At 60.6% G+C, this 23,479-nt stretch carries 20 protein-coding genes; 16 read left to right on the top strand and 4 right to left on the bottom strand.

Annotation, left to right across the window (positions count from 1 at the left end; all coding sequences use genetic code 11):
• The first annotated feature begins 17 nt into the window (after positions 1-17).
• From JNB91_RS19990 to JNB91_RS20010, 5 genes are all read left to right on the top strand, one after another.
• The gene (locus JNB91_RS19990) at positions 18-590 is read left to right on the top strand and encodes a DUF6680 family protein (protein WP_220327237.1); all 573 of its coding nucleotides are present in this window, start codon (positions 18-20) and stop codon (positions 588-590) included.
• A gap of 886 nt (positions 591-1,476) precedes the next feature.
• A complete protein-coding gene (locus JNB91_RS19995) occupies positions 1,477-2,262 on the top strand; it encodes an amino acid ABC transporter substrate-binding protein (RefSeq protein WP_220327238.1) in 786 nt (261 codons plus the stop codon).
• A gap of 141 nt (positions 2,263-2,403) precedes the next feature.
• On the top strand, positions 2,404-3,084 hold the full coding sequence (locus tag JNB91_RS20000; RefSeq protein WP_220327239.1) for an amino acid ABC transporter permease: 681 nt from the start codon (positions 2,404-2,406) through the stop codon (positions 3,082-3,084).
• A complete protein-coding gene (locus JNB91_RS20005; protein WP_220327240.1) occupies positions 3,081-3,854 on the top strand; it encodes an amino acid ABC transporter ATP-binding protein in 774 nt (257 codons plus the stop codon). The genes JNB91_RS20000 and JNB91_RS20005 overlap by 4 nt, the downstream gene beginning before the upstream one ends.
• 101 nt (positions 3,855-3,955) lie before the next feature.
• Complete coding sequence (locus tag JNB91_RS20010) at positions 3,956-4,915, top strand: bile acid:sodium symporter family protein (protein WP_220327241.1); 960 nt, start codon at positions 3,956-3,958, stop codon at positions 4,913-4,915.
• A gap of 74 nt (positions 4,916-4,989) precedes the next feature.
• On the opposite strand, the gene JNB91_RS20015 is transcribed toward JNB91_RS20010, so the two are convergent.
• Both JNB91_RS20015 and JNB91_RS20020 read right to left on the bottom strand, forming a co-directional pair.
• Positions 4,990-6,231, bottom strand: a complete 1,242-nt coding sequence (locus JNB91_RS20015) for an OpgC family protein (protein ID WP_220327242.1) — start codon at positions 6,229-6,231, stop codon at positions 4,990-4,992.
• Positions 6,232-6,439: 208 nt separating this feature from the next.
• Positions 6,440-9,952 (bottom strand): hybrid sensor histidine kinase/response regulator, encoded by a 3,513-nt coding sequence (locus JNB91_RS20020; RefSeq protein ID WP_220327243.1) that lies wholly within the window; start codon positions 9,950-9,952, stop codon positions 6,440-6,442.
• A gap of 209 nt (positions 9,953-10,161) precedes the next feature.
• Between JNB91_RS20020 and mscL the strand changes: the two genes are divergently transcribed.
• The 10 genes from mscL to JNB91_RS20070 all read left to right on the top strand — a co-directional run bounded on the left by mscL (position 10,162) and on the right by JNB91_RS20070 (position 19,472).
• The gene (gene mscL, locus JNB91_RS20025; RefSeq protein ID WP_220327244.1) at positions 10,162-10,593 is read left to right on the top strand and encodes a large conductance mechanosensitive channel protein MscL; all 432 of its coding nucleotides are present in this window, start codon (positions 10,162-10,164) and stop codon (positions 10,591-10,593) included.
• 115 nt (positions 10,594-10,708) lie between these two features.
• Positions 10,709-11,884: a pyridoxal phosphate-dependent aminotransferase gene (locus tag JNB91_RS20030; RefSeq protein ID WP_220327245.1), complete on the top strand. Its 1,176-nt coding sequence runs from the start codon at positions 10,709-10,711 to the stop codon at positions 11,882-11,884.
• A gap of 156 nt (positions 11,885-12,040) precedes the next feature.
• On the top strand, positions 12,041-13,075 hold the full coding sequence (galE, locus tag JNB91_RS20035) for a UDP-glucose 4-epimerase GalE (protein WP_220327246.1): 1,035 nt from the start codon (positions 12,041-12,043) through the stop codon (positions 13,073-13,075).
• 99 nt (positions 13,076-13,174) lie between these two features.
• The gene (locus JNB91_RS20040) at positions 13,175-13,981 is read left to right on the top strand and encodes a polysaccharide deacetylase family protein (protein WP_220327247.1); all 807 of its coding nucleotides are present in this window, start codon (positions 13,175-13,177) and stop codon (positions 13,979-13,981) included.
• A 132-nt stretch (positions 13,982-14,113) separates the two neighbouring features.
• Positions 14,114-15,469, top strand: a complete 1,356-nt coding sequence (gene hutW / locus JNB91_RS20045) for a heme anaerobic degradation radical SAM methyltransferase ChuW/HutW (protein ID WP_220327248.1) — start codon at positions 14,114-14,116, stop codon at positions 15,467-15,469.
• Between the two features lie 27 nt (positions 15,470-15,496).
• Positions 15,497-16,027: a heme utilization cystosolic carrier protein HutX gene (gene hutX, locus JNB91_RS20050; RefSeq protein WP_220327249.1), complete on the top strand. Its 531-nt coding sequence runs from the start codon at positions 15,497-15,499 to the stop codon at positions 16,025-16,027.
• Entirely contained in the window at positions 16,020-16,700 is a 681-nt protein-coding gene (locus JNB91_RS20055; protein WP_223218290.1) for an SDR family oxidoreductase, read from the top strand. Before hutX ends, JNB91_RS20055 begins: the two co-directional genes overlap by 8 nt.
• 84 nt (positions 16,701-16,784) lie before the next feature.
• The gene (locus JNB91_RS20060) at positions 16,785-17,030 is read left to right on the top strand and encodes a hypothetical protein (RefSeq protein ID WP_220327250.1); all 246 of its coding nucleotides are present in this window, start codon (positions 16,785-16,787) and stop codon (positions 17,028-17,030) included.
• Between the two features lie 105 nt (positions 17,031-17,135).
• Complete coding sequence (gene murA / locus JNB91_RS20065; protein WP_220327251.1) at positions 17,136-18,428, top strand: UDP-N-acetylglucosamine 1-carboxyvinyltransferase; 1,293 nt, start codon at positions 17,136-17,138, stop codon at positions 18,426-18,428.
• 201 nt (positions 18,429-18,629) lie between these two features.
• On the top strand, positions 18,630-19,472 hold the full coding sequence (locus tag JNB91_RS20070; protein ID WP_220327252.1) for an oxidoreductase: 843 nt from the start codon (positions 18,630-18,632) through the stop codon (positions 19,470-19,472).
• 54 nt (positions 19,473-19,526) lie between these two features.
• Here JNB91_RS20070 and JNB91_RS20075 read toward each other — a convergent pair whose 3' ends face one another.
• Positions 19,527-21,344 (bottom strand): putative bifunctional diguanylate cyclase/phosphodiesterase, encoded by a 1,818-nt coding sequence (locus JNB91_RS20075; protein ID WP_220327253.1) that lies wholly within the window; start codon positions 21,342-21,344, stop codon positions 19,527-19,529.
• Between the two features lie 212 nt (positions 21,345-21,556).
• Here JNB91_RS20075 and JNB91_RS20080 point away from each other — a divergent pair, with 212 nt between their 5' ends.
• Positions 21,557-22,132: a hypothetical protein gene (locus JNB91_RS20080; RefSeq protein ID WP_220327254.1), complete on the top strand. Its 576-nt coding sequence runs from the start codon at positions 21,557-21,559 to the stop codon at positions 22,130-22,132.
• Here the strand turns inward: JNB91_RS20080 and JNB91_RS20085 are convergent.
• Positions 22,129-23,382 (bottom strand): NAD(P)/FAD-dependent oxidoreductase, encoded by a 1,254-nt coding sequence (locus tag JNB91_RS20085; RefSeq protein ID WP_346269373.1) that lies wholly within the window; start codon positions 23,380-23,382, stop codon positions 22,129-22,131. The two genes, JNB91_RS20080 and JNB91_RS20085, sit on opposite strands and share 4 nt — an antisense overlap.
• Between the last annotated feature and the right edge of the window lie 97 nt (positions 23,383-23,479).

Raw genomic sequence — 23,479 nt, forward strand, 5'->3', positions numbered from 1 at the left:
CCAACTCGGGATCTGTGATGAGTTTTGACTGGTCGAAAGTTGACTGGGCTGTCGTTTTGGCAACTTTCGTTGGCCCAATCGTGGCCGTTGGAATCACGCTCTGGTATCAGGAACGTTCATCAAGGAATAAATCTCGGGAAGATCTGTTCGTATCAATGATGCGAACTCGGCGAATGCCAACCAATATCGAATTTGTCGGTGCATTGAACTTGGTTCCGGTTCACTTCTGGAAAGACAAGCTCGTTATGCAGCGCTATTCCGAACTTATGGCCGTTTTCTCCGACCCCTCGTGGAACGTGATCGATGCGCGTTTGCGTCTGATTGAACAGGTTGAACTAAAAGTGGCCTATTTGTTATCTGAGCTTTCTAAAGCTGTTGGCCGCCCGGTTGAGCAGCTAGAAATTCTGCGTGGCGCTTACGCGCCGCAAGGCTGGAAAGATGAGGAGCAGGCGCAAGCTGATTTGCGTAGCGCACTTGCGCAACTCCTCAGTGGAGCTAGAGCCTTGCCCGTCTTTGTTTTATCTGGCACGCCATCCGTGGCTGTAGGCGCAGATGACGATGGTGTCTTCTCAGATAAATCGGATCAATAGTTCGCTGGCATTTGTATCTGAATCCTCGGGCTTGACCCGAGGATCCAGATACAAGCATTCCATCGTTTCCGTTCTCTATCCTCAAGCGCATCACCGCGGGGACGAATTCGACCTCTCCTTCAACAAAACCAATCCCTTACACATGTCTTCATCCCCGCCCTCCAATCTCATGCCTACAATCTTCCCGTTCCGTCACGGATACACCGGCAGTCGTGCCGGCGAGGCGGGATCGGTTCCGGTGGTGGAGGGAGGACGTAAACCGTCACCTCCGGGGTCCGTGTGAAAATGGTTGCCCTCCGGCGACGAGAGGCGTGGCATGGTGTCGGACCGACATGCCACATCCCCTCCCACTTAAGCGTCGGACGTGCCTGTGAGGCATTATAGGGTGACGGGATGGCGTCATGCGGCGTTCGCGGGCAGGCATCGGCTTGTCCGGAAAGCATGGCGCAGGTGGATGACGTCGTCCAAGGGTCGCCATGGCCTGGGCGGGGTTCCGAAAAAGGGCGGGCATGGCACTTCCTTGATAGAAGCCCCGCCCCCTGGCCCACCGTCCCGCCATCGCAGAGCAACCGGAGTCACGGATAAAAACTGCCGAACGGGGCGCTGAGAGGTGTCACCTATAAACTAACTTACGAGGCAGCTTTCAGCGCCCCGTCCGAACTCGAGAATTCCCGAGGATCGCCAAGGGCGCATTGCGTCCTCGTCCAGGATGTATCAGCCCCCGTCAACCACCTGATCCCCTGCGACAAATCGGCATTTCGAGCACCTGCCCGTGGATGGAGCAAAAAATATTCGCATTTGCTGCTTTCGACGGCAGTTTTCTTTCCTCACAACGCGCCTATTTTCTGCGATCTAAACGCCAACTCATTCGTTGGAGAATACCGAAATGAACCTCGTCAAAACCACTCTCAAGGCTGTTGCCGCCGCCCTGCTCGTGCAAGCCGCTTTTGCCGCTCCGGTCTTCGCCGGTGAAAACCTCGACAAGATCAAAAAGGCCGGTGTCATCCGCATCGGCACCGAAGGCACCTACGCGCCCTTCACCTTCCATGATGCGTCCAACAAGCTCGTCGGCTTCGACGTCGAGATCGGTGAAGCGGTTGCCAAGAAGCTCGGCGTCAAGGCGCAGTTCGTCGAGGGCAAGTGGGATGGCCTGATTGCCGGCATCGATGCGGACCGTTATGACGCCGTCATCAACCAGGTCGGCATCACCGATGCCCGCAAGCAGAAATACGCCTTCTCCGAGCCCTATATCGCTTCGAAAGCCGTGCTGATCGTCCGTGACGACAACACCGATATCAAGGGCTTTGCCGACCTGAAGGGCAAGAAGGCCGCCCAGTCGCTCACCAGCAATTACGGCAAGATGGCAGAAACCGCAGGCGCCGAACTCGTCGGCACCGATGGTTTCGACCAGTCGATCCAGCTGGTTCTCACCCGCCGCGCCGATGCGACGCTGAACGACAGCCTCTCTTTCTTCGATTTCAAGAAGCAGAAGGCCGACGCACCGGTCAAGATCGTCGCCGAACAGGCAGAAGCCAGCTATTCCGGCATCCTGTTGCGCAAGGGTGATGACGAGCTGGTCGCCGAGGTCAACAAGGCTCTGGCCGATATCAAGGCCGACGGCACCTACAAGACGATCTCCGACAAGTATTTCGGCCAGGACGTCTCCAAGTAAGAGATAGGAAAGAGATATTCGTCCGATCCTCGCGTGGCTAAACCGTGCTAGGATTTGGCGAAAGCTGAACCAGAACGTCCGGCCTTGGCCGGGCGTTTTCTCGTTCCTTGGATTGCAATCGAGAGAGTAAGGACTTCGCCCGTGCCGCATTGGCTTCAATTGATGATGGATTCATTCCCGACCCTGCTCTGGGCCGGCGTGAAATTCACTGTGCCGCTGACACTGCTCTCCTTCGCCTTCGGCCTGGCGCTCGGCCTCATCACCGCCGTCACCCGCCTGTTCGGCCCGGCTCCGCTGGTGCTGATCGCAAGGTTCTATGTCTGGGTCATCCGCGGCACGCCGCTGCTCGTCCAGCTCTTCGTCATCTTTTATGGCCTGCCCAGCGTCGGCATCCTGCTCGATGCGTTTCCGGCAGCACTGATCGGCTTCACGTTGAATATCGGCGCCTATTCGTCGGAAATCATCCGCGCCGTCATCGCCTCGGTGCCCAAGGGCCAGTGGGAAGCGGCCTATTCGATCGGCATGAACTGGCGTCAGGCCATGGCCCGCACCATCCTGCCGCAGGCGGCGCGTGTTGCCGTGCCGCCGCTCTCCAACACCTTCATATCGCTGGTCAAGGATACCTCGCTTGCCGCCGCCATCACCGTGCCGGAACTGTTTCAAGCTGCCCAGCGCATCGTCGCCACCACCTATGAACCGCTGATCCTCTATATCCAGGCGGCGATCATCTATCTGGCGCTAAGTTCTGTCCTGTCGGCGCTGCAGGTCAGATTGGAAAGGCGCTTTTCTAGATATGGCGGCATGCTGGAGGCCAACCGATGATCGAGCTCTCCCATATCCGCAAGAACTTCGGCGATCTTCAGGTCATTGATGATGTCAGCCTCAAGGTGAATGAAGGCAGCGTCACCGCACTTGTCGGCCCGTCTGGCGGTGGCAAGAGCACGCTGCTCCGCTGCATCAACCTGCTTGAAACTCCGACCTCCGGCACCATCCGCCTCGGTGATGCGGTCATCGATTTCGCTCCCGGCAAAAAAGTCGGCTGGGACGCAATTCAAAAAGTCCGCCGCCAGACTGGCATGGTTTTCCAGAATTTCCAGCTTTTCCCCCATCGCACGGCGCTCGAAAACGTCATGGAAGGTCTGGTCACGGTGCTGAAATGGCCGCGTGAAAAAGCCGATGCGCGGGCGCGCGAACTGCTCGCCAAGGTCGGCATGGCCCATAAGGTCGACGCATGGCCGGCAACGCTGTCCGGCGGCCAGCAGCAGCGCGTGGCGATTGCCCGCGCGCTCGCCATGTCGCCGCGCGTTCTGCTCTGTGACGAACCCACTTCGGCGCTTGATCCGGAACTGGCGACCGAAGTCGTCGAAGTGCTGAGCAAGCTTGCGGCCGAGGGCACGACCATGGTCATCGCCACCCACGACCTGCGCCTCGCATCCCGCGTCGCCGATCATGCGGTCTTCCTCGAGGCAGGCAAGGTCGTCGAGCAGGGGGCCGCCGACCGCGTCTTCGGCGCGCCGGAACACGAGCGCACCCGCCGCTTCGTCTCCTCCATCAGCGCCGCCGTACAGTCGGGTTATGGCGAAGGGATTTGATAGAGAGGTCAAGGCCGAACTGATATCCGTCAATTCGGCCTTGACAGAAAATTCTTGAGGACTAGACCGCGCGACACATTATTTCGTTCGGGAGTGAGTTCTTGAAATCCTTGGCAACCTTTTCCGCTTTTGTCGGGAAGACCTTCGCAATCTGGGTCATCGTCTTCGCCGTCCTCGGCTTCTTCTTTCCGGAAACCTTCAAGCAGGTGGCGCCGTGGATCGTCACGCTTCTGTCGATCATCATGTTCGGCATGGGTCTGACCCTGTCGGTCGATGACTTTCGCGAAGTGGTAAAACGCCCCTTCGACGTCACCATCGGCGTGCTCGGCCAGTTCATCATCATGCCGCTTCTGGCCGTCATCCTGACCATGCTCATCCCCATGCCGCCGGAAGTCGCCGCCGGCGTCATCCTCGTCGGCTGCTGCCCGGGCGGCACCTCGTCCAACGTCATGACCTACCTGTCGAAGGGTGACGTGGCGCTTTCGGTTGCCTGCACCTCGGTCACCACGCTGGCAGCCCCGATCGTTACCCCGTTCCTCGTCTGGATGTTCGCCAGCCAGTATCTGCCGGTTGATGGCTGGGCGATGTTCATGTCGATCGTCAAGGTCGTGCTGGTTCCGCTGGCGCTCGGTGCCCTGCTGCAGAAGATCGTGCCTTCGCTGGTCAAGGCCGCCGTTCCGGCCCTGCCGCTCGTCAGCGTTATCGGCATCGTTCTGATCGTCTCGGCCGTCGTCGCCGCATCGAAGGGCGCAATCGCGCAGTCCGGCCTGCTCATCTTCGCCGTTGTCGTCCTGCACAATGGCCTCGGCTACCTGCTCGGCTTCTTCGCCGCCAAGGCGTCCGGCCTGTCGCTTGCCAAGCGCAAGGCGATCGCCATCGAAGTCGGCATGCAGAATTCCGGTCTCGGCGCAGCATTGGCAACCGCCTATTTCTCCCCGCTCGCCGCAGTCCCGAGCGCCATCTTCTCCGTCTGGCACAACATTTCCGGCGCGCTCCTCTCCAACTGGTTCTCGGGCCGTCTGGACGAGGAAGACAAGGAAAAGCTCAGCCAGACCGCCTGAGATCCGAAGAAATCACGCAAACAAAAGGGCGGCTCTCGGGCCGCCCTTTGCAATTCATAAGTCCACTTGGGTCTTTACCGAACCACCATCTGCTGCTGGCCGGTGGAAGCGGCAGGCTTCGGATCGCGGGTCTTTGCCGGTGCAGGCTCCGCGGTGCCGAGATACTTGTCGCGTTCCCGCCAGATCGCCGGGATGGCAAGCAGCGCAACCGCCACGACTGCAATCGCCGTCTTGGTAAGCTCGTCCAGCTCCGGCGAACGACCGTCGAAATAATAGACGAAGTAAACGATCGCGACGTGCCACACATAAACATGCAGCGAATGGCGGCCGAGCAGGCGCAGGAAGCGTAGGGTGAACACCCAGGTCAGCGCTGCGGCAACATTGCGAACCCACGCAGCCTTGTGCTTGGGACCGGCAACCAGCAGCCAGGTGACCAGCAGGCCCATCGCCGCGAAGTTCAACAGATAGACCGGGCCGAAATCGGCGCGGATTTCCATCGATGCGAACTTGCCGATCATGTGCGGCGGCATCAGCTCATTGGCGGTGATCAGGCGCAGCGGCAGGAAGAACAGTACCAGCACCAGCGCCACCTTCGGGATGAAGGTGTTGTCGGGCGACAATACCTTGCCCCAGTCGATCTTGCCGGAAGAAGTCAGAGCGCCGAGTACCAGGCCCGAGAAGAACACGATCTGCCAACCGAACAGGTTGAACGACACGCGCAGGCCCTGATCGTCGGCACCCATGACCATTTCGTTGAGCGGAATGGTGAGCAACTGGTGCAGGCCAAGCTGACCGGCCATCCACAGCATGATCGAGGCAGCCACGACATAATGCCATTTGTCGTCCAGCACCAGCTTGATCAGCATCGGCGCAAACAGCATGTAGATGATGTATTGCGGCAGGATGTCCATGAAGGTCGGCTGGTACAGGAAAGTCGCGATCGCAGCGAGACGCAGCGGATCGTCGAAGGTCGTGTAACCCAGCCAGTTGAACCAGATCGAATAGGCGCCCGGCAGGATCATCTGCGCCACCATGACGGCGATCACGATACCCATCGCATAGCGATAAAGCTCGAAGGCGCGGCTATAGACCGCCGAACGGCCGGCCGCATAACCCGCCTTCATCATCTTGCGGGCATAGACCATGCCGATCATCAGGCCGGACAGGAATACGAAGCCCTGTGCGTCTTCCACGAAGGCGAGCTGGTTATGATTTATTTTTACAAGCAGGTATCCACCAGCAAAGATAAGGTGGTTGAGTACCATGAAGACGAGGAAGTACCCTCGCATTCCGTCAATGATTTCAAAGCGCTTCATCGGTCGCGGTCTCCGTCTCTGCCGGGTCCGATGGTGGGAGCCCCTCGGTCCGTAAGGCCTCTGCGGGCCAGGAAGTCACGCGCCTAAACGTCGCGAGAAGCCGGAGAGTTCCGGCCAGAATCGGTATTAGCCGACGTTCAGACATTTCAACCGTAAACAGTCCGTGATGACTGTCACATGAACGAGATTTGACGATGGGTGTGGAAAACTACTCGGCTGCGACCCGGCGCAAACCGGCGCTTTGCGTCAGATAGGCGCGGATTGCCGCAGGTTTTACCGGCTTGTGCTGCACGGCGATGCCGTGCCGTTCGGCTTCCGCCCGAACCTCCGGCGTCCGGTCGGCCGTGATCATCATCGCCGGTATTGCGGCCTGATAATGGGATCTCAGCGCAAGGATCGCTTCGATTCCGTAACCGTCGTCGAGATGATAGTCGGCAATCACGACATCCGGCGGCGGCTCGCGCCCCTTGATGATCGTGTCGATCTCGGCAAGCGAGCGGGCCTGTCCGACGGTGCAGCCCCAGCCGGTGATCAGCAGGCCCATGCCTTCAAGGATCTGCGGTTCGTTGTCGATGCAGAGCACCCGCAATCCGTTCAGCACATTGGCCGGTTTTGTCCGCTCGCGGCGAATTCTTGCCGAAGCGGCACTCGCGGCGACAAGGTCGCGCGGGATTTCGACACGAAACGTCGTGCCGCGTCCGGGTTGCGAGGCAAGCTGCACCGGATGGCTCAGCATCCGCGACAGCCGGTCGACGATGGAAAGGCCAAGCCCCAGTCCGCTCGCCGTCCGCGCGCCATCCTCCAACCGGGCGAATTCCTTGAACACGGTGCGAAACTTCGACGACGGAATGCCGATGCCGCTGTCCAGCACCTCGATGATCACCTTGTCGCCGCGCCGGCGCGCGCCGACGATCACCTTGCCGGAGACCGTATATTTGATCGCGTTGGAAACAAGGTTCTGAACCAGTCGCCGCAAAAGGTTGGCGTCGGACACGACTTTCAGCGAGGTCGGCATGACGACGAATTTGAGATCCTTCTCCCGCGCCATAGGCGAAAAATCCGTGTCGATCCGCTTGAACAGATCGTCCAGTTCGATCGAGCCGAAACGGGGCTTCATCGTACCGGTATCGAGCCGGGAAATATCGAGCACCGCACCGAGGATCGTTTCGACCGATTCCAGTGAACTGTCGATATTGCGGGCGATCGCGGCATTCTTGTCCGCGCCGGCCAGCCGTTCGACCAGCGTCGAGGAGTAAAGCCGGGCGGCATTGAGCGGCTGCAGGATGTCGTGGCCGGCGGCGGCAAAGAAGCGGGTCTTGCTGACATTCGCCTCGTCGGCCGAAGCCCGGGCCTCACCGAGCGCGCGGTTGACGCGGGTAAGCTCCGCCGTGCGCTCCCCGACCCGCTGCTCCAGCGTCTCGTTCGCCTGTTTCAGCGCCTGATCCGCGGCCACCCGCGCCGTGATATCGGTAAAGGTCGCAACGAAACCCGCATCCGGCATCGGGTTGCTGCGCACTTCGATGATCCGCCCGCCGCCCTGCAGCATGAGCGAAAAGGTCGTCCCGAGATCCTTGAACTGGTTGGTAATCGCTTGCTTTTCGTTCTCCTCCACATCGCCGCGTTCGGCCAAAAGCGCCACGATATCGGAAAGCTGGAAGCCCACCTGACCCGCCTGTTCGGGAAGATCCAGCAACTGACGGAACCGCCGGTTCCAAACGGTCAGCCGGTCGGAACTGTCGAACACGGCGATCCCCTGGTCCATGTGGGAAAGCGCCGTCTGCATCATGTCCTGGTTATATTGCAGCGCCTCGCTCGCCTGATCGAGCAGCCAGGCAGTGTCGGAATTGGTGTCCTCCACCTTCTGCAGCAGCAGCGAAAGCACCAGCCGCGCCGAAGACGAGCCGATTGCGCTTCCAAGCAACTGTTCGGAAAAATGGATCATCGCCATGTCGGCCTGCTGGTCGTCCCGGAAACGCCGCCCGGCGGTTTTCTCGTAATTGGAGAAGGAGCGCAGCATCCGCTCCTCGCCGAGATAACGGGCAATCACGGTCTTCAGGTCCCCGACGCTGATGCGGGTCTTCCAGCCGCGCGTGGCAAATTGCGAACGGGGCTGGCGCTTGACGAATATCCCCGCCTGCAGCCGCTCCACTGGCCGCGGATTGCGCGACAGGGAACCGAGCACGAAGGCGATGGTGTTGAGCGCCAGGCTGAAGATCGTCGTCGTGACGAAGGGATCGATCGCCACTCCGGAAAAGATTGTCGCGCCGGGAAAAATGAAATGCAGAACGGCCGCCGCGATATGCGAATTGTCCGGCCCGCCAAGGCTCGGCAGGAACAGCAGATAGGCCCAGGACAGGAAGCCGAAGGACAGGCCTAAAATGGCGCCGCGCGCATTGGCCCGCCGCCAGATCAGCCCGCCGAGCAGGGCAGGGGCAATCTGCGCGATGGCGGCGAAGGCGAGAAGGCCGATCGACGCCAGCCCCGACTGGCTGTCGGCCATCCGATAATAACCGTAGCCGAGCAGCATCACGGCAAAGATCGCCGCGCGGCGGATATTGAGAAGCGTGCGGGTAAGGTCCTGTTGTGCGCCGGCATGCGAGGCGAGCTTGCGGCGCAGGAAAAGCGGCAGCACGATATCGTTGGAAATCATGATCGACAGCGCCACCGATTCCACGATCACCATCGCCGTTGCCGCTGAAAACCCGCCGATGAAGGTCATCAGCGTCACGAAGGGAAGCCCGGCTTCGAGCGGCAGGGTCAGAACATAAAGATCGGCATCGCCCATGCCGCCGAAGGTGATGAGCCCCGCGGCTGCGACCGGGATCACGAATATATTGATAGCGATGAGATAGACCGGCAGCAGGAAAGCGGCAGCGCGGCGTTCCCGTGGCGTGCGGTTCTCCACCACCGTCACATGGAACTGCCGCGGCAGGATGACGATTGCAAATGCCGACAGAAGGATGATCAGCACCCATCGGCTGACCGGCGTCTCATAGGATGCGGCGGATGCGACGAGCAGGCTCTCGGATGCCTTGGCGGCCAGATCCGACCACCCGTCGAACATGAAGAACACGACGGCGATGCCGACTGTCGCAAAAGCTAAGAGTTTCACCAGCGATTCCATCGCCACGGCAAGAATGAGGCCGTCCTGATGCTCGGTGGCGTCGGTATGGCGGGTGCCGAACACGACGGCGAAACAGGCCATCAGCAGCGTGACGATCAAGGCGAGATCGATGAAATGCAGGTTACCACTGCCGATGCCGAAGTCGGACGGATTGACCATCACCGCGACGGAGCTGGAAACCGCTTTCAGCTGCAGCGCGATATAGGGCACCGTGCCGACCAACGCGAGCACGGCGACGATCGCCGCCACCGTGGCGTTCTTCCCGTAACGGGCGGCAATGAAATCGGCGATCGAGGTGAGTTTTTCCGCCTTGGCCAGTTCGACGATGCGGCGGATGATCGGCATGCCGAGCGTGAAAGCCAGGATCGGCCCGATATAGATGGCAGCAAATTCCAGCCCGCGCTGCGAGGCGAGGCCGACGCCGCCGAAATAGGTCCAGGAAGTGCAGTAGACGGCAAGGCTCAAGGCATAGACCAGCGGTCGCCCGCCTTTGGGAACACCCGAAAGCCGGCTCTTTCTGTCGCCGTAACTCGCCACTGCAAAAAGCAGCAGGATATAGGCAAATGCCGAGACAAGAATGACCCAGCCTTGAAGCATGTTTCCTCCCCCGCAGGCAGGCGCGGACAGGAGATGAGATTAAGCGAAAGACGAGGCGTTGGAAATCGGCGCGGCATCGTCAAAAAGTTCAATGCAGCCGAAGTGTCTCCGACGGGTTGTCATGTTTAAACCCTTGGCGTTTTGCACCTTTTCAGTATCTGATGAAACGCTATGTTAAGCACGACGGCAACCGAGAGAGGGGTCAAGTCATGTCTGTAGTCAGCGAGTTTCGTTCATTCATTGCAAAGGGCAATGTCATCGATCTGGCGGTCGGTATCATCATCGGCGGCGCCTTTACCGGCATCGTAAATTCATTGGTCAACGATATCGTCATGCCGGTCGTTGGCGCCATCACCGGCGGTGGCTTCGATTTTTCCAATTACTTCCTGCCGCTATCCAGCGCCGTGACCGCATCGAGCCTTGCCCAGGCGCGAGAACAGGGGGCCGTTTTCGCCTATGGCAGCTTCATCACAGTGATGATCAACTTCCTGATCCTCGCCTGGATCATCTTCCTCATGGTCAAGGGCGTGAACAGGCTGCGCGCCATGGAAGAAAAGAAGCCCGTCGACGAGGCACCGGCCCCGCCGCCGGCCGATATCGCGCTTCTGTCGGAAATCCGCGATATCCTGAAGACGAAGTAACGAGACGCCCTGAGCCTGCAACTCATCAGAACAATGAATTGCAGGCTCAAGGAAACTCATGGGATTTCCGGATTTTTCTGCGCTATGAAAGGTGCACGAAAAACAGGAAATCCGCATGTCTCTGCTTGCCTCGCTCAGCTCCCGCGCCCTTGCTGCTCCTGAAAGCGGCATTGTCGAGATCATCAACCACGCCCGCATCGGCGGCCGCGACGATCTCATCCCGCTCTGGGCGGGCGAGGGCGATCTGCCGAGCCCGGATTTCATCAACCGCGCCGCATCCGATGCGTTGCTCGGCGGCGAGACCTTCTACACCTGGCAGCGCGGCATTCCCGAACTACGCCAGGCGCTTGCCGATTACTACACCCGCCATTTCGCGGTTAACCTGCCGCCCGAGCATTTCTACGTCACCGGCTCCGGCATGCATGCCATCATGATGGCCGTGCAGGCGATCTGTGGACCGGGTGACGAGATGATCTATCTGTCGCCCACATGGCCGAACATCGTGTCGGCAATCGAGCTTTCAGGTGCTGTCGCAACCGGCCTGCCGCTGGAATTCATCGGCGGTAAATGGTCGCTTGACCTCAACAAGCTCGAAGCGATGATTACGCCGAAGACCAAGGGCCTTTTCGTCAACACCCCGTCCAACCCGACCGGCTGGACCGCGACGAAGGAAGATCTGGCCGCCATCCTCGGGCTTGCCCGTAAACATGGCCTCTGGATCATCGCCGACGAGATCTATTCCCGCTATTATTACGGTGGCGCGCTGCGTGCTCCGTCCTTCCTCGATTTGGCCGAGCAGAGCGACCGCATCATCTATGCGAACTCGTTTTCGAAGAACTGGTCGATGACCGGCTGGCGCGTCGGCTGGCTCGTCGCTCCGCCGGAATTGGGCCAGGTGATCGAAAACCTCATCCAGTATTCCAACTCGGGCGTTGCCCAGTTCATGCAGCGCGGCGCAGTCGTCGCACTCAATGACGGTGACGGCTTCGTTGAGGAAAACATCGAGCGTGCCCGCGTCTCCCGCGACATTCTCTGCGACATGCTGATCGCCACCAACCGCGTCCAGACATTGAAGCCGGAAGGGGCTATCTACGCCTTCCTGAAGGTCGACGGCATTACCGACAGTCGGGCTGCGGCACTCGATATCGTCGACAAGATCGGCGTGGCGCTGGCGCCGGGATCGGCCTTCGGTAAGGGCGGCGAGAACTTCCTGCGCGCTTGCTTCCTGCGCAATCCGAAACATGTCGAAGAGGCCGCCGACCGGCTCGCGGGTTATATCAAGGCACTCTGAGACCCGCCTCGGGGATATTCGCTAAAATTCGCAATATCCCCGAAAGCCTCCGTTAGGCACGTTTCCCGATATAGTTGATCTCTGGCTTCATAAGTAACCTGTGATCAAGCGCCGCAATGCTTTCCTGCAAAAAAACAAAAGTCAGGAAAGTAGATCATGGCAGTCCTGGTAACGGGCGGTGCAGGATATATCGGCAGCCATATGACCTGGGCATTGCTGGATGCCGGGGAAGACGTGGTTGTGCTCGATCGGCTGTCGACCGGCTTCCGCTGGGCGGTGCCGGATGCGGCGCGCTTCTATCTCGGCGATGTCGGCGATCAGGCGCTGCTTTCCCAGATCTTTGCGGAAAACCAGATCGAGGCGATCCTGCATTTCGCCGGCTCGATCGTCGTGCCACAGTCCGTCGCCCATCCGCTCGATTATTACGAGAACAATACCAGCAAGACCCGGCTTCTGGCGGCCGCCGCAATCGAGGCCGGTATCCGGCATTTCGTCTTCTCGTCGACTGCCGCCGTCTATGGCGACCAGAAGGACGACACGCCGGTGCTGGAATGTGCGCCGACGCTGCCGAGAAACCCATACGGCCAGTCCAAGCTGATGTCGGAACTGATGCTGCGCGATGCCGCCGCCGCTTACGACTTCCGCTTCGTCGCCCTTCGTTATTTCAATGTTGCGGGTGCCGATCCGCTCGGCCGCACCGGCCTGTCGACTGTCGGCGCGACGCATCTGATCAAGCTCGCCTGCGAGGCGGCCCTCGGCGAGCGGCCGGGCGTCGATATCTACGGCACCGACTATCCGAGACCGGATGGCACCGGTGTGCGCGACTATATTCACGTCACCGATCTGGTCGAGGCGCATCTGAAGGCTCTGAGCTATCTGCGCCGTGGCGGCGAGCCGCTGATTGCCAATTGCGGTTATGGCCGCGGTTACTCGGTGCTGGAAGTGCTGAACGCGGTAAAGCGCGTCAGCGGCCACTCGTTCGAGGTTCATTACGGCCCGCGCCGTCCGGGCGATGCCGCAAGCGTCGTTGCCAATTCGACGCTCGCTCGCAGGCTTCTCGAATGGCAACCCCGCCATGATGATCTCGACCTGATCGTCGAAACCGCGATTGCCTGGGAAGGGCAGTTGGCGAACCGGCGGATGGAAGATCTTCAATCGCTGCATCAGCGGCTGGCGGCTGCAAGCTTCTGAGCCGAGCGGCTTGGGCACGTTTGTCATGCCGAAATGAGGATGGATAAGCGATTGCTCAAGGAGTAAGAGGGGCGCACCCAATCGGATCCGACGGATATCATGCGCCTTTCTTTCACAGCCGGTCTCGTTCTTCTCAGTTGCGCTATCGCCGCCTTGCCGGCCCATGCATCGGACATCCCAAAGGCTCAGGCGCAATTGGCGGCAGGTCCCGAGGTGAAACTGGTCGAGCCGCGCCTGCATCTTGCCAAGAGCGAGGTGGCCAGCCGACCACGTGTCGCGCTGACCTTCGATGCCTGCATGGGCGCGGTGGACGAGCGTATTCTCTCGACGCTTCTCAAGGAGCGTATTCCGGCCACGGTTTTCGTCACCGCCCGCTGGCTGAGAAAGAACCCGCAGACCGTGGCTATTTTTCTCGCCAATCCGGACCTGTTCGAGATCGAGAACCACGGCGAGAACCACATTCCGGCAATCGATGTCGTCGTGCCCGTCTATGGCATCCCGTCCGCCGGATCGCCCGAGGCCGTATCGCGCGAAGTCGGCAAGGGTGCCGAGGCGGTGATCGCGGCGGGCTTTTCAGCACCGCGCTGGTTCCGCGGGGCGACGGCGAAATACGATGCGACGTCGATCGATGAAATCCGCAAGATGGGCTATCGCGTTGCCGGCTATTCGCTGAACGGCGATGACGGCTCGCTGCTAGGTGCCGGCGCTGCCGAAAAGCGCATTGCGGCGGCGAAGGATGGCGACGTGGTGATCTCTCACATCAACCAGCCGACCCATGCGGCAGGGCAGGGCGTCGCCAATGCCATCCTCAAGCTCAAGGCCCGCGGCGTCGAATTCGTCCGCCTGGCCGATGTCGAGACCATCGGCGACAACGATACGACCGCGCAGCGCCCCGGCCTGTTTTGAGCGTCGATGTCCTCCCGCCTGAAAACATGAGTTAAACTCTCAAGTCACTTGATCTGCAGCAAGTGGCCCGATCTCTCCAGCATCTAGATTGCCGTCATATTGACGATCGGTAATCAGCGGAGAAGTTTGGGCATGGCATCGAGTGAGGACTTGGCGCGCTATTTTGCGGCCGGAACCGGGCTCGATCCGCTGAGTGAGGCTTTCAGCCGGCGCGGCGCTGTCATGCCGTTTCGCGGCAAGCGGCGTCTGCCGTCGGAAGAGATGCAGGATGTCTGGCTTGAACTGCAGTCGCAGCAGGCAAAACCGGGCAAGCGGCTCGCCTATATCCATGTCCCCTTCTGTGCCAACCACTGCCTGTTCTGCGGCTTTTACCGCAATGCCTATGTGCCGCAGACGGGGGCGGATTATACCGAACTGGTGATCGAGGAGATCAGGCGCGAGGCGCAGACCAAAGCGCTGCGCTACAACCCGATCCACGCCGTCTATCTTGGCGGCGGCACTCCGACGGCGCTGAGCGCGGAGGAACTGTCGCGGATCATCACCACCGCCCGCACCGAGCTGCCGCTCGCGCCCGATTGCGAGATCACCGTCGAAGGCCGGATCATCCATTTCACCCCCGACAAGATCGATGCTTGTCTGGAGGCAGGCGCAAACCGGTTCTCGATCGGCGTCCAGACCTTCGATACCGATGTGAGGAAGCGGCAGGGCCGTCGCTCCAGCCGCGAGGAGGCCATCCGCTTCCTCGAATATCTGCGCGATCAGGATCGCGCCGCCGTGGTGATCGATCTCATCTACGGGTTGCCGGGGCAGACGCTGGAAGTGTGGCAGCGGGATCTGGAGACGGCGGTGGATATTGGCCCGGATGGGCTGGACCTCTACGGATTGAACCTCATTCCGACCACGCCGCTCTTCAAGGCGATCGAAGCCGGGAAATTTCCGGCAACCCCGAGCCTGAACCAGATCGGCGCGTTCTACCGAACCGGAGCGGATTTCTTCCGGCGCAGGAACTGGCGCCAGATCAGCAACAATCATTGGGCCCGCACCACGCGGGAGCGAAATCTCTATAACCTGCTGATCAAGGAAGGGGCCGATTGCATCGCCTTCGGTTCCGGCGCTGGCGGCTCCATCGGCTCGGTCGGTTACGGCTTGAATGGCGATCTGGCGGCCTATGGCGACGACATAAGGGCCGGTCGGAAATCGCTCGGCATGATGATGATTTCCGATGAACTTTCCGCCCTGCGCACCCTCGTGACCGCGGGTTTCGAAGTCGGGCATCTCGATCTCGGCCAGCTGGACCGCAGTTCCGGGCACGCCATGACGCCGGTGCTGGAACCGCTTCTCGCCCAATGGCAGGGAGCGGGCCTCCTGTCGTTTGCCGGCGGTGTCGTTGAACTCACCACTGCGGGCCGCTTCTGGTACTCGAACCTGATCGCTGCCCTCCACGACATTCTGACCCTTGAACTGGGCCCGTCACGGGATGCGGCCTGAACGAACTCATTGAAACGGAGCAGGGACATGTCCGATCTCGACCAAGCCGAAGCCATCACAAAGATCAAGCAGGCCATCGCCGAAAAGCCGGATGGCGTGCTGGAAGCGCTCTCGGCCCAATATGGCGTTCCGTTTCAGACGGTGCTCGAATGTCTGCCGGAAGGTGTCACCCGCATTGACGGGCGCCATTTCATCGATGTGCTGACGGATATCGCCAACTGGGGCGACGTGATGTTCATCTGCCATTCGAAGGACGCCATCATCGAGTTTTCCGGCCCATTGCCGAAGGGAGAGATGGGCCACGGCATGTATAATCTGCGTGGCGGTCCCGGCGGTCTTTCCGGCCATCTGCGCCCGGAAAACTGTGCCGCGATCTTCTTCGTCCGCCGCCTTTTCATGGGCATGGAAACCAGATCGATCCAGTTCTTCAATGCCGAAGGCGAAACCATCTTCAAGATTTATGTCGGCCGTGACAGGGAACGCAAGCTGAAGGCCGTACAGGTCGAGCGCTTCGAACGTCTTGCCATTCAGTTTGCAAAGCCGGCGGGCAATGCCTGACATGCGCCCGCTTCTGATCTTCGGCGCAAGCCGCGGCGTCGGCCTCGAACTGGCGCGGCTCGAGCGCGCCACCGGTCGTCCCGTTGCTGCGATGTTGAGGCCGCAATCGGATGCCGGGCATCTGCAGCAGATCGGCGTCGAGATCCTGCGCGGTGATGCCCTGTCGCGGCCGGATATAGAGCAGGCGCTGGCGCAGCTGTCCGGTCCGTTCGATACCGTCTCGACCTTGAGCGGGCGCGGTGAGGATGGCCGGCTCGCCGATGACGAGGGCAATATCAACGTCATCGAGACGGTCGCGGCGAGCGGCAGCGCGGGGCGTTTCGTCCTCATAACCTCCATGGGCTGCGGAGACATGGCACCCTATCGATCGGAAAGAGCGATCGCCGCCTTCGGTGCCGTCGTTGATGCCAAGACGCTTGCCGAAGACAGGTTGAGAAAGACCGGCCTCGACTGGACGATCCTGCGTCCGGGCGGACTTCTCTCCGAACCCGCCACGGGCAATGGGCTGCTGACGCAAAACCCGCAAGTCCACGGTTTCATTCACCGCGCAGACGTTGCGCTGCTTGCCTCCCGGGTTCTTCGTGACCCCGCGACATCCCGCCATGCGTTTGCCGCGGTCGATCGCAACCGGATGAGTTGCGACACGCCGGTCGAACCCTTTTCGCTCGCATGAGGCAGTCGGTCTGGGAATTATGCAGCCGGTGATAAAAGCACCGGCTGCGCTTTTGTTTTCCGGGCTTTTTGGTTATGGACATCCATGGCCGAAAATGACGACGTAAATAACGATGATAGCCCTGCAACGGGCGAAAGCCGGGGCGATCGCGCCCGCAAGGCTCAGGCGGCGCGAGAGGCCGATCGCAAGGCAAAGGCTGCTGCCAAACTTCGCGAAAACCTGATGCGTCGCAAGGGACAGGCCCGTGCCCGCCGCGCCGGCGAAGCGGACGATACACAGGGACTTCCGGCATCCACACCATCTGCCGCAAAATCGGACGAATCATCCTGACTATAGCTGTCACGGGACGTCACGAGATTTCAGAAACATTGAAGCGCCAGGGGTTTTCGTCTAAGGACGCGACCTTCCAAGCGTGAGAGGGAAAGTTTTTCAACCATGGATCGCATTCGCATTACCGGCGGCAACAAGCTGAACGGCATCATTCCGATTTCCGGCGCCAAGAACGCCGCCCTGCCGCTGATGATCGCCTCGCTTCTGACCAGCGACACCCTGACGCTTGAAAACGTGCCGCATCTGGCAGACGTCGAGCAGCTTCTGCGCATTCTCGGCAACCACGGCGTCGATATTTCTGTCAACGGCCGCCGCGAAGGCCAGACCGATACCTACGCCCGCACCATCCAGTTCACCTGCCGTACGATCGTCGATACCACCGCTCCTTACGAGCTGGTCTCGAAGATGCGCGCCTCCTTCTGGGTCATCGGCCCGCTTCTCGCGCGTGAAGGCAAGGCCCGCGTCTCGCTGCCCGGCGGTTGCGCCATCGGCACGCGTCCGGTCGACCTCTTCCTCGAAAGCCTTGCGGCGCTTGGTGCGGAGATCGAGATCGACGGTGGTTACGTTAATGTTTCGGCTCCCAAGGGCGGCCTCGTCGGAGCGCATTACACCTTCCCCAAGGTCTCTGTCGGCGCGACCCACGTTTTGCTGATGGCGGCGACGCTTGCCAAGGGCACGACCGTCATCGACAACGCCGCGCGCGAGCCGGAAATCGTCGATCTGGCGGATTGCCTGATCGCCATGGGCGCCAAGATCAACGGCGCCGGCACCAAGACGATCACCATCGAAGGCGTCTCCTCCCTGCATGGCGCGCGCCACCGCGTGCTGCCTGACCGTATCGAGACCGGCACCTATGCCATGGCCGTCGCCATGACCGGTGGTGACGTGACTTTGACCGGTACGCGCGCCTCGCTGCTCGATAACGCACTCGACACTCTGAAGCTCGCCGGTGCCGAAATCACCGAAACCGAAAGCGGCCTGCGCGTCGTCAGGAACGGCAACGGCATCCAGCCGGTCGATATCGTCACCGAACCCTTCCCGGGCTTCCCGACAGACCTGCAGGCGCAGTTCATGGCGCTGATGACCCGCTCGTCGGGCATTTCGCATGTCACCGAAACCATTTTCGAAAACCGCTTCATGCACGTGCAGGAACTGGCCCGCCTCGGCGCCAAGATCTCGCTCTCGGGCCAGATGGCGCGCATCGAAGGCGTTTCCAAGCTGAAGGGTGCCCCGGTCATGGCGACCGACCTGCGTGCCTCGGTGTCGCTCGTCATCGCCGGTCTTGCCGCCGAAGGCGACACGATGGTCAGCCGCGTCTACCATCTCGACCGCGGTTTCGAGCGCCTGGAAGAAAAGCTCACCCGCTGCGGCGCAATCGTCGAGCGCGTCAGCGACTGATCGTCGCCCAAATCACGAAGTCTTTGAAAGGACGGCAGGGAAACCCTTGCCGTCCTTTTTCGTATCCCTATGTTGAAGCGGCATCCCATTTATCTCCCGCCTCATATTTCATGATCCGGCTCTGTATCTTTCTTCCAACGCAATTCCGGGCGCAAAATCCGCGCCCACTTTTGCTGGAATTGCTTTCATCGGAGATTTCCCATGGCTGATACTTCTTCCCCCGTCTGGTTCATCACCGGCTGCTCGACCGGTTTCGGTCGCGACCTTGCCAAGCTGACGCTCGACCGCGGCTGGCCGACCGTCGTCACCGCCCGCGACAAGAGCCGGCTTGCCGATCTGGTTGCCGGTTACGACAATGCGTTGGCACTTGATCTGGACGTGACGGATCAGGGGCAGATCGATGCCGCCGTAAAGGCTGCCGAGGAAAAGTTCGGCCGCATCGATGTGTTGGTGAATAATGCCGGCTACGGATATCAGGCCTCGATCGAGGAAGGCGAGGAGAGTGAAATCCGCGCCATGTTCGACGCCAATGTCTTCGGCCTTTTCGCCATGACCCGCGCCGTCCTGCCCGGCATGCGCGCTCGCCGCAAGGGCCACGTCCTCAACCTTACCTCGCTTGCCGGCTTTATCGGCTTCCCCGGCTCAGGCTACTACGCCGCCACCAAACATGCGGTCGAAGGATTCTCCGATGCGCTTCTCGCCGAAGTCGCCCCGCTCGGCATCAAGGTGACCTGCGTGGCACCTGGCCCGTTCCGCACCGATTGGGCCGGCCGCTCGTTGAAACAGACGCCGGTCAGGATCGCCGACTATCAGGATACAGCGGGAGCCCGGATGACGACGACCGCCGGTTACAGCGGCAAGCAACCGGGCGATCCGGTCCGCGCCGGCGAAGCGATGATCAAGGCGACCGAAGCGGAAAAATCACCGCGCCATCTGGTTCTCGGCGAATTTGCCTATAACGGCGTGACCGGCAAGCTCGCAGACCGCCTGACCGAGATCGAAAGCTGGAAGGATGTCAGCCTCTCGGCCGACTTCCCGAAGTAAAGCTCGTAGATCCGATGTTGAAAGCCGGGGCTCAACCGTCCCGGCTTGTTGCCTTCAAGCTGAACGCTGACGGGCCTGACGGCGAAGGATTTCCGTTGTGATGTTGCGGTCTGCCGGTCGCCCGAACAGATAACCTTGCGCAAAGCCGCAACCGAGGCGCTGCAAGCGAAGCGCCTGATCAGTGGTCTCTACACCTTCCGCCACCATACGGACGCCGAGCCCGCTTGCCATGCCGAGCAGCGCCTTGATGATCACCTCGCCGGGGCCGCCCGACATGCGGTCGACGAAGGTCTTGTCGATCTTGACGATATCGACCGGGAAATTCAGAAGATGGGTGAGCGAGGCATAACCGGTGCCGAAATCGTCAAGCGCTACGAGCAGACCATCGGCCCGCATGCCTTCGATCGTCTGGCCGACCTTGCTGTCACGCTCGTCCATATAGACCGTCTCGGTGACCTCGACGACGACCTGTCCGGGCGGGACATCTTCCTGCGAGAAGACCTGTCCGATCCGCGCCCGTAGATCTCCCTGATCGAAATCCGCCATCGACACATTCACGCTGACATAGGAAAGCGGAATATCCTGATCGCGCCATGAGCGCATGTCACGGGCAACCTGCTTCAGCATGAGGTTGGTCAACTGATGGCCAAGCGAGGCATCCTGCAAGGCTTCTGCAAACATCCCTGCGGAGATAACCTGACCTTCCACCGTGCGTATGCGGCAAAGCGCTTCCAGCCCGACGATCTCCTTGGTGTCGAGCCGGACTATCGGCTGGTAATACGGCTCGATACGTCCTTTGATAAGTGCGCTTGTCACGGTTTGAAGCACACGAAAACGCTCCGTCACCGCACCGGCAAGCGCGTCACTGTAAAGAATGAAACTGCCGCGCGCGGTCTGCTTCGCATGATGAAGCGCAAGATTGGCATGCTGCAGATAGGATGGAACGCCGGAAGACTGTGACGGGTCGCAAATGGCGCCGCCGCAGCTTGCCGAGAGGCGTAGTGTGTGGCTGTTCTCCTGCAGGCTGCGCTCTGCCATCGCCTTCAGCATGTCTGAGCAGATCGTTGCCAAATCCGATGGGTCATTGTCGATCAATACCGCAAATTCATCGGCATCGACCCTGAAGCTTTTCTCGGATCCGACGATCTGCGTGATGGCATCCGACGCCTCCAGGATCAGCCTGTCGCCGACCGTATGACCGAAGGCCTCGTTGATCCGCCCGAGATGGTCGAGATCGATCAGCAGGATACCGAACGGCTCGGATTTTGTAGCCCGTTCCTCGACTGTCCGGATGAAATTTGCGCGGTTGCCGAGCCCGGTCAGAATATCGAAATAGGCAAGCCGCTGGTTCTCCGCCTTCACCTCTTCACGCTCAAGCACCAGCGAGCAGAGATCGACGCATTCGGAAACGATCATGCGCTCTTCTTCGGTCGGCCCGCGGTTTTCCTTGTAGTAGAAACCGAATGCACCGAGCACCCTGCCGTCGCTCTGCAGGATCGGACTGGACCAGCAGGCCTTCACCTCATGATCGCGTGCCAGAATGTCGGCGAGCGCCCGATAAGGCAGCCAGTAGGGATCGGTGAAGATATTCTCGACGGCGATTGCCTGACCGAGAAAGGCGGCCGTACCGCAGGACCCTACACCCGGCCCGATCGCGATACCGTCAAGCGCTGCCGAATATTCCTTAGAAATGGTGGGGCCGGCCAAGGGATGCAGATGGCCGCTGCGATCGACGGTGACCAGCGAGCAGACCACGCCGTCGGCCATCTGTTCTGCATGGGTGCAGATATGGTTGCCGGCCTCCTCAAGCGAGCAGCCGCGGGCAAGCATATCCAGTATTTCCTGTTGAAGTCGTCCCCTCGCGACTGCCATCCGTCAAAATTTCCCGGTTCTAAATGACTTTGATATTGAATGTTTCGATGATGTCCGTTCAAAGGTAAGTATAAGGTTATTCGGGCGGGCGTAATTCTTATAAAACTTCGAGATCGTTGAGAAATATGGTTGCGAAGGTGACGCAGGTCAATGTTTCGCACCTCTGCTCGCCCTAGCGTTCGGCGCAGCTCTCGGGGGAAACCTATCTGCTCATGACATATTTCGCCTTTCTCTCCGCGGTCCTGGCTCTTCTCCTGGCGCCGGGTCCGACGAATACGTTGATGGGCATTGCCGGCGCGCGCGGCGGCCTTGGTGCATCAGCGAGGCTTCTGCCTGCGGAACTTGCCGGTTACCTGACGATGATCCTGCCGCTGACATGGCTGGGTGCTGAGCTTCTCGCCCGTTTTCCCTCTGCTTCCGTCTCATTGAAGGTGGTTGCTGCCATCTGGGTCATGGCTCTCGCCGTCAGACTGTGGCGCATGCCGGCCGATCCGCAAAACGGCAGCGGGGTCACCTCGGGCCGCGTCTACCTCACCACCGTGCTCAACCCCAAGGCCCTGATTTTCGGCCTGGTGCTTTTGCCCGCACCCGCTGACAGCCAGTTCCTGCCGCGCCTTGCCGCATTCTGTGTCATGGTCGTCGCTGTAGCCATGCTGTGGGGCGGGTTCGGCCGGCTGACTCAGGCGGGGGATGGCGGCGATAGGCGGCTGCTTATGGTCCAGCGTGCCGCCTCCATCTGGCTGGCTGTCGTCTCCGTGACGCTGATTACCGGAGTCTTGCGCGCCTAGCCGAAGCGACCGGGCGAAAACGACTTGAGATCGATGGCGGGCGACTGATCCTGCAACAGATCCGCCACCAGTCGCGCCGTGCCGGCCGATTGGGTGAGGCCCAGATGACCATGGCCGAAGGCGTAGACGACATTTGCCGTCGCCTTTGCCCGGCCGATTGCCGGCAGGCTGTCCGGCATGGACGGCCGAAAGCCCATCCACTTTACGCCGCCTTCTGTCTTAAGCCCCGGCAGAAAACTCTTCGCCTTTTTCAGCATCGCTTCGGAGCGCGCATAATTGGGCGGCAGTGACAGGCCGCCGAGCTCCACCGCCCCGCCGACACGGATGCCGCTCGTCAGCCTTGTGACGACAAAGCCATGGCCGCCGAATGTGACCTGCGTGCGCAGATCGAGTGCATCGGAGGGGAGGGTGGTGTTGTAGCCCCGCTCGGTTTCGAGCGGAATGTTTTCACCGAGCGTGCGGGCAATCCGATGCGAGAATGCGCCGGCCGACAGAACGACCTTGCCGGCCGAGCGCGCCACGTTGCCGGCAAGCACGATCTCGACGCCATCCGAAACCGAGCGCAAAGCCTTGACCTCGGCAATCTCGATGACGCCACCGCGGGCGCGAAAATTCTCGGCGAGCGCCAGTGTGTAGAGTTTCGGATCGGCGATCGAATACCAACCCGGCGTGAACGTGCCGCGGATGAAGCGGGGGGCAATACCCGGCTGGATACCGGCCATCTCGGCGGCATCCATGTGCCGAAACTCGATACCGTGCTCTTCGCGCGCTTCCCAGCCGGGCAGCGAGGCGCGGAACTCGGCGTGGCTTTCATAGACCTGCAGATTGCCTTCCTTGCGCAGCATGGAGAGCGTGTCGGTGGCCGACAGGAAAGGCTCGAGCTCGGCCTTGGAAAGATCCATCAGCGCCGTCTGGGCGCTGGTCGAATGTGCCACGCGCGAAGCCGAACAGGCGCGCCAGAAGCGGAACATCCACGGTGCGATGTTGAGCGCGTAGGCCGGCGGAATGGAGAGCGGCCCAAGCGGATCGAGCAGCCATTTCGGCGCTTTTTTCAGAATGCCGGGCGAGGCGAGCGGCAGGATATCGGTAAAGGCAAAGGCGCCGGCATTGCCCGCCGAAGCGCCCGCCGCCGGGCCTTCACGGTCGATGACCGTAACGTTGAAACCGCGCATCTGTGCAGCGATGGCGACGGAAAGGCCGACGACCCCCGCCCCGATGACGACTATATCCGACCTTGCCATTTCCCTGATCGTCCCAACCTCACGCGGCCGTTTGCGGCTTCGCGCATATTCCCCTTATTCTGATGTGACAAAGCCCTCCGTGTCGGGAGGGCTTTGTGTGTTCGAA

Source organism: Aliirhizobium wenxiniae (assembly GCF_019511445.1).
GTDB lineage: Bacteria > Pseudomonadota > Alphaproteobacteria > Rhizobiales > Rhizobiaceae > Neorhizobium > Neorhizobium wenxiniae_A.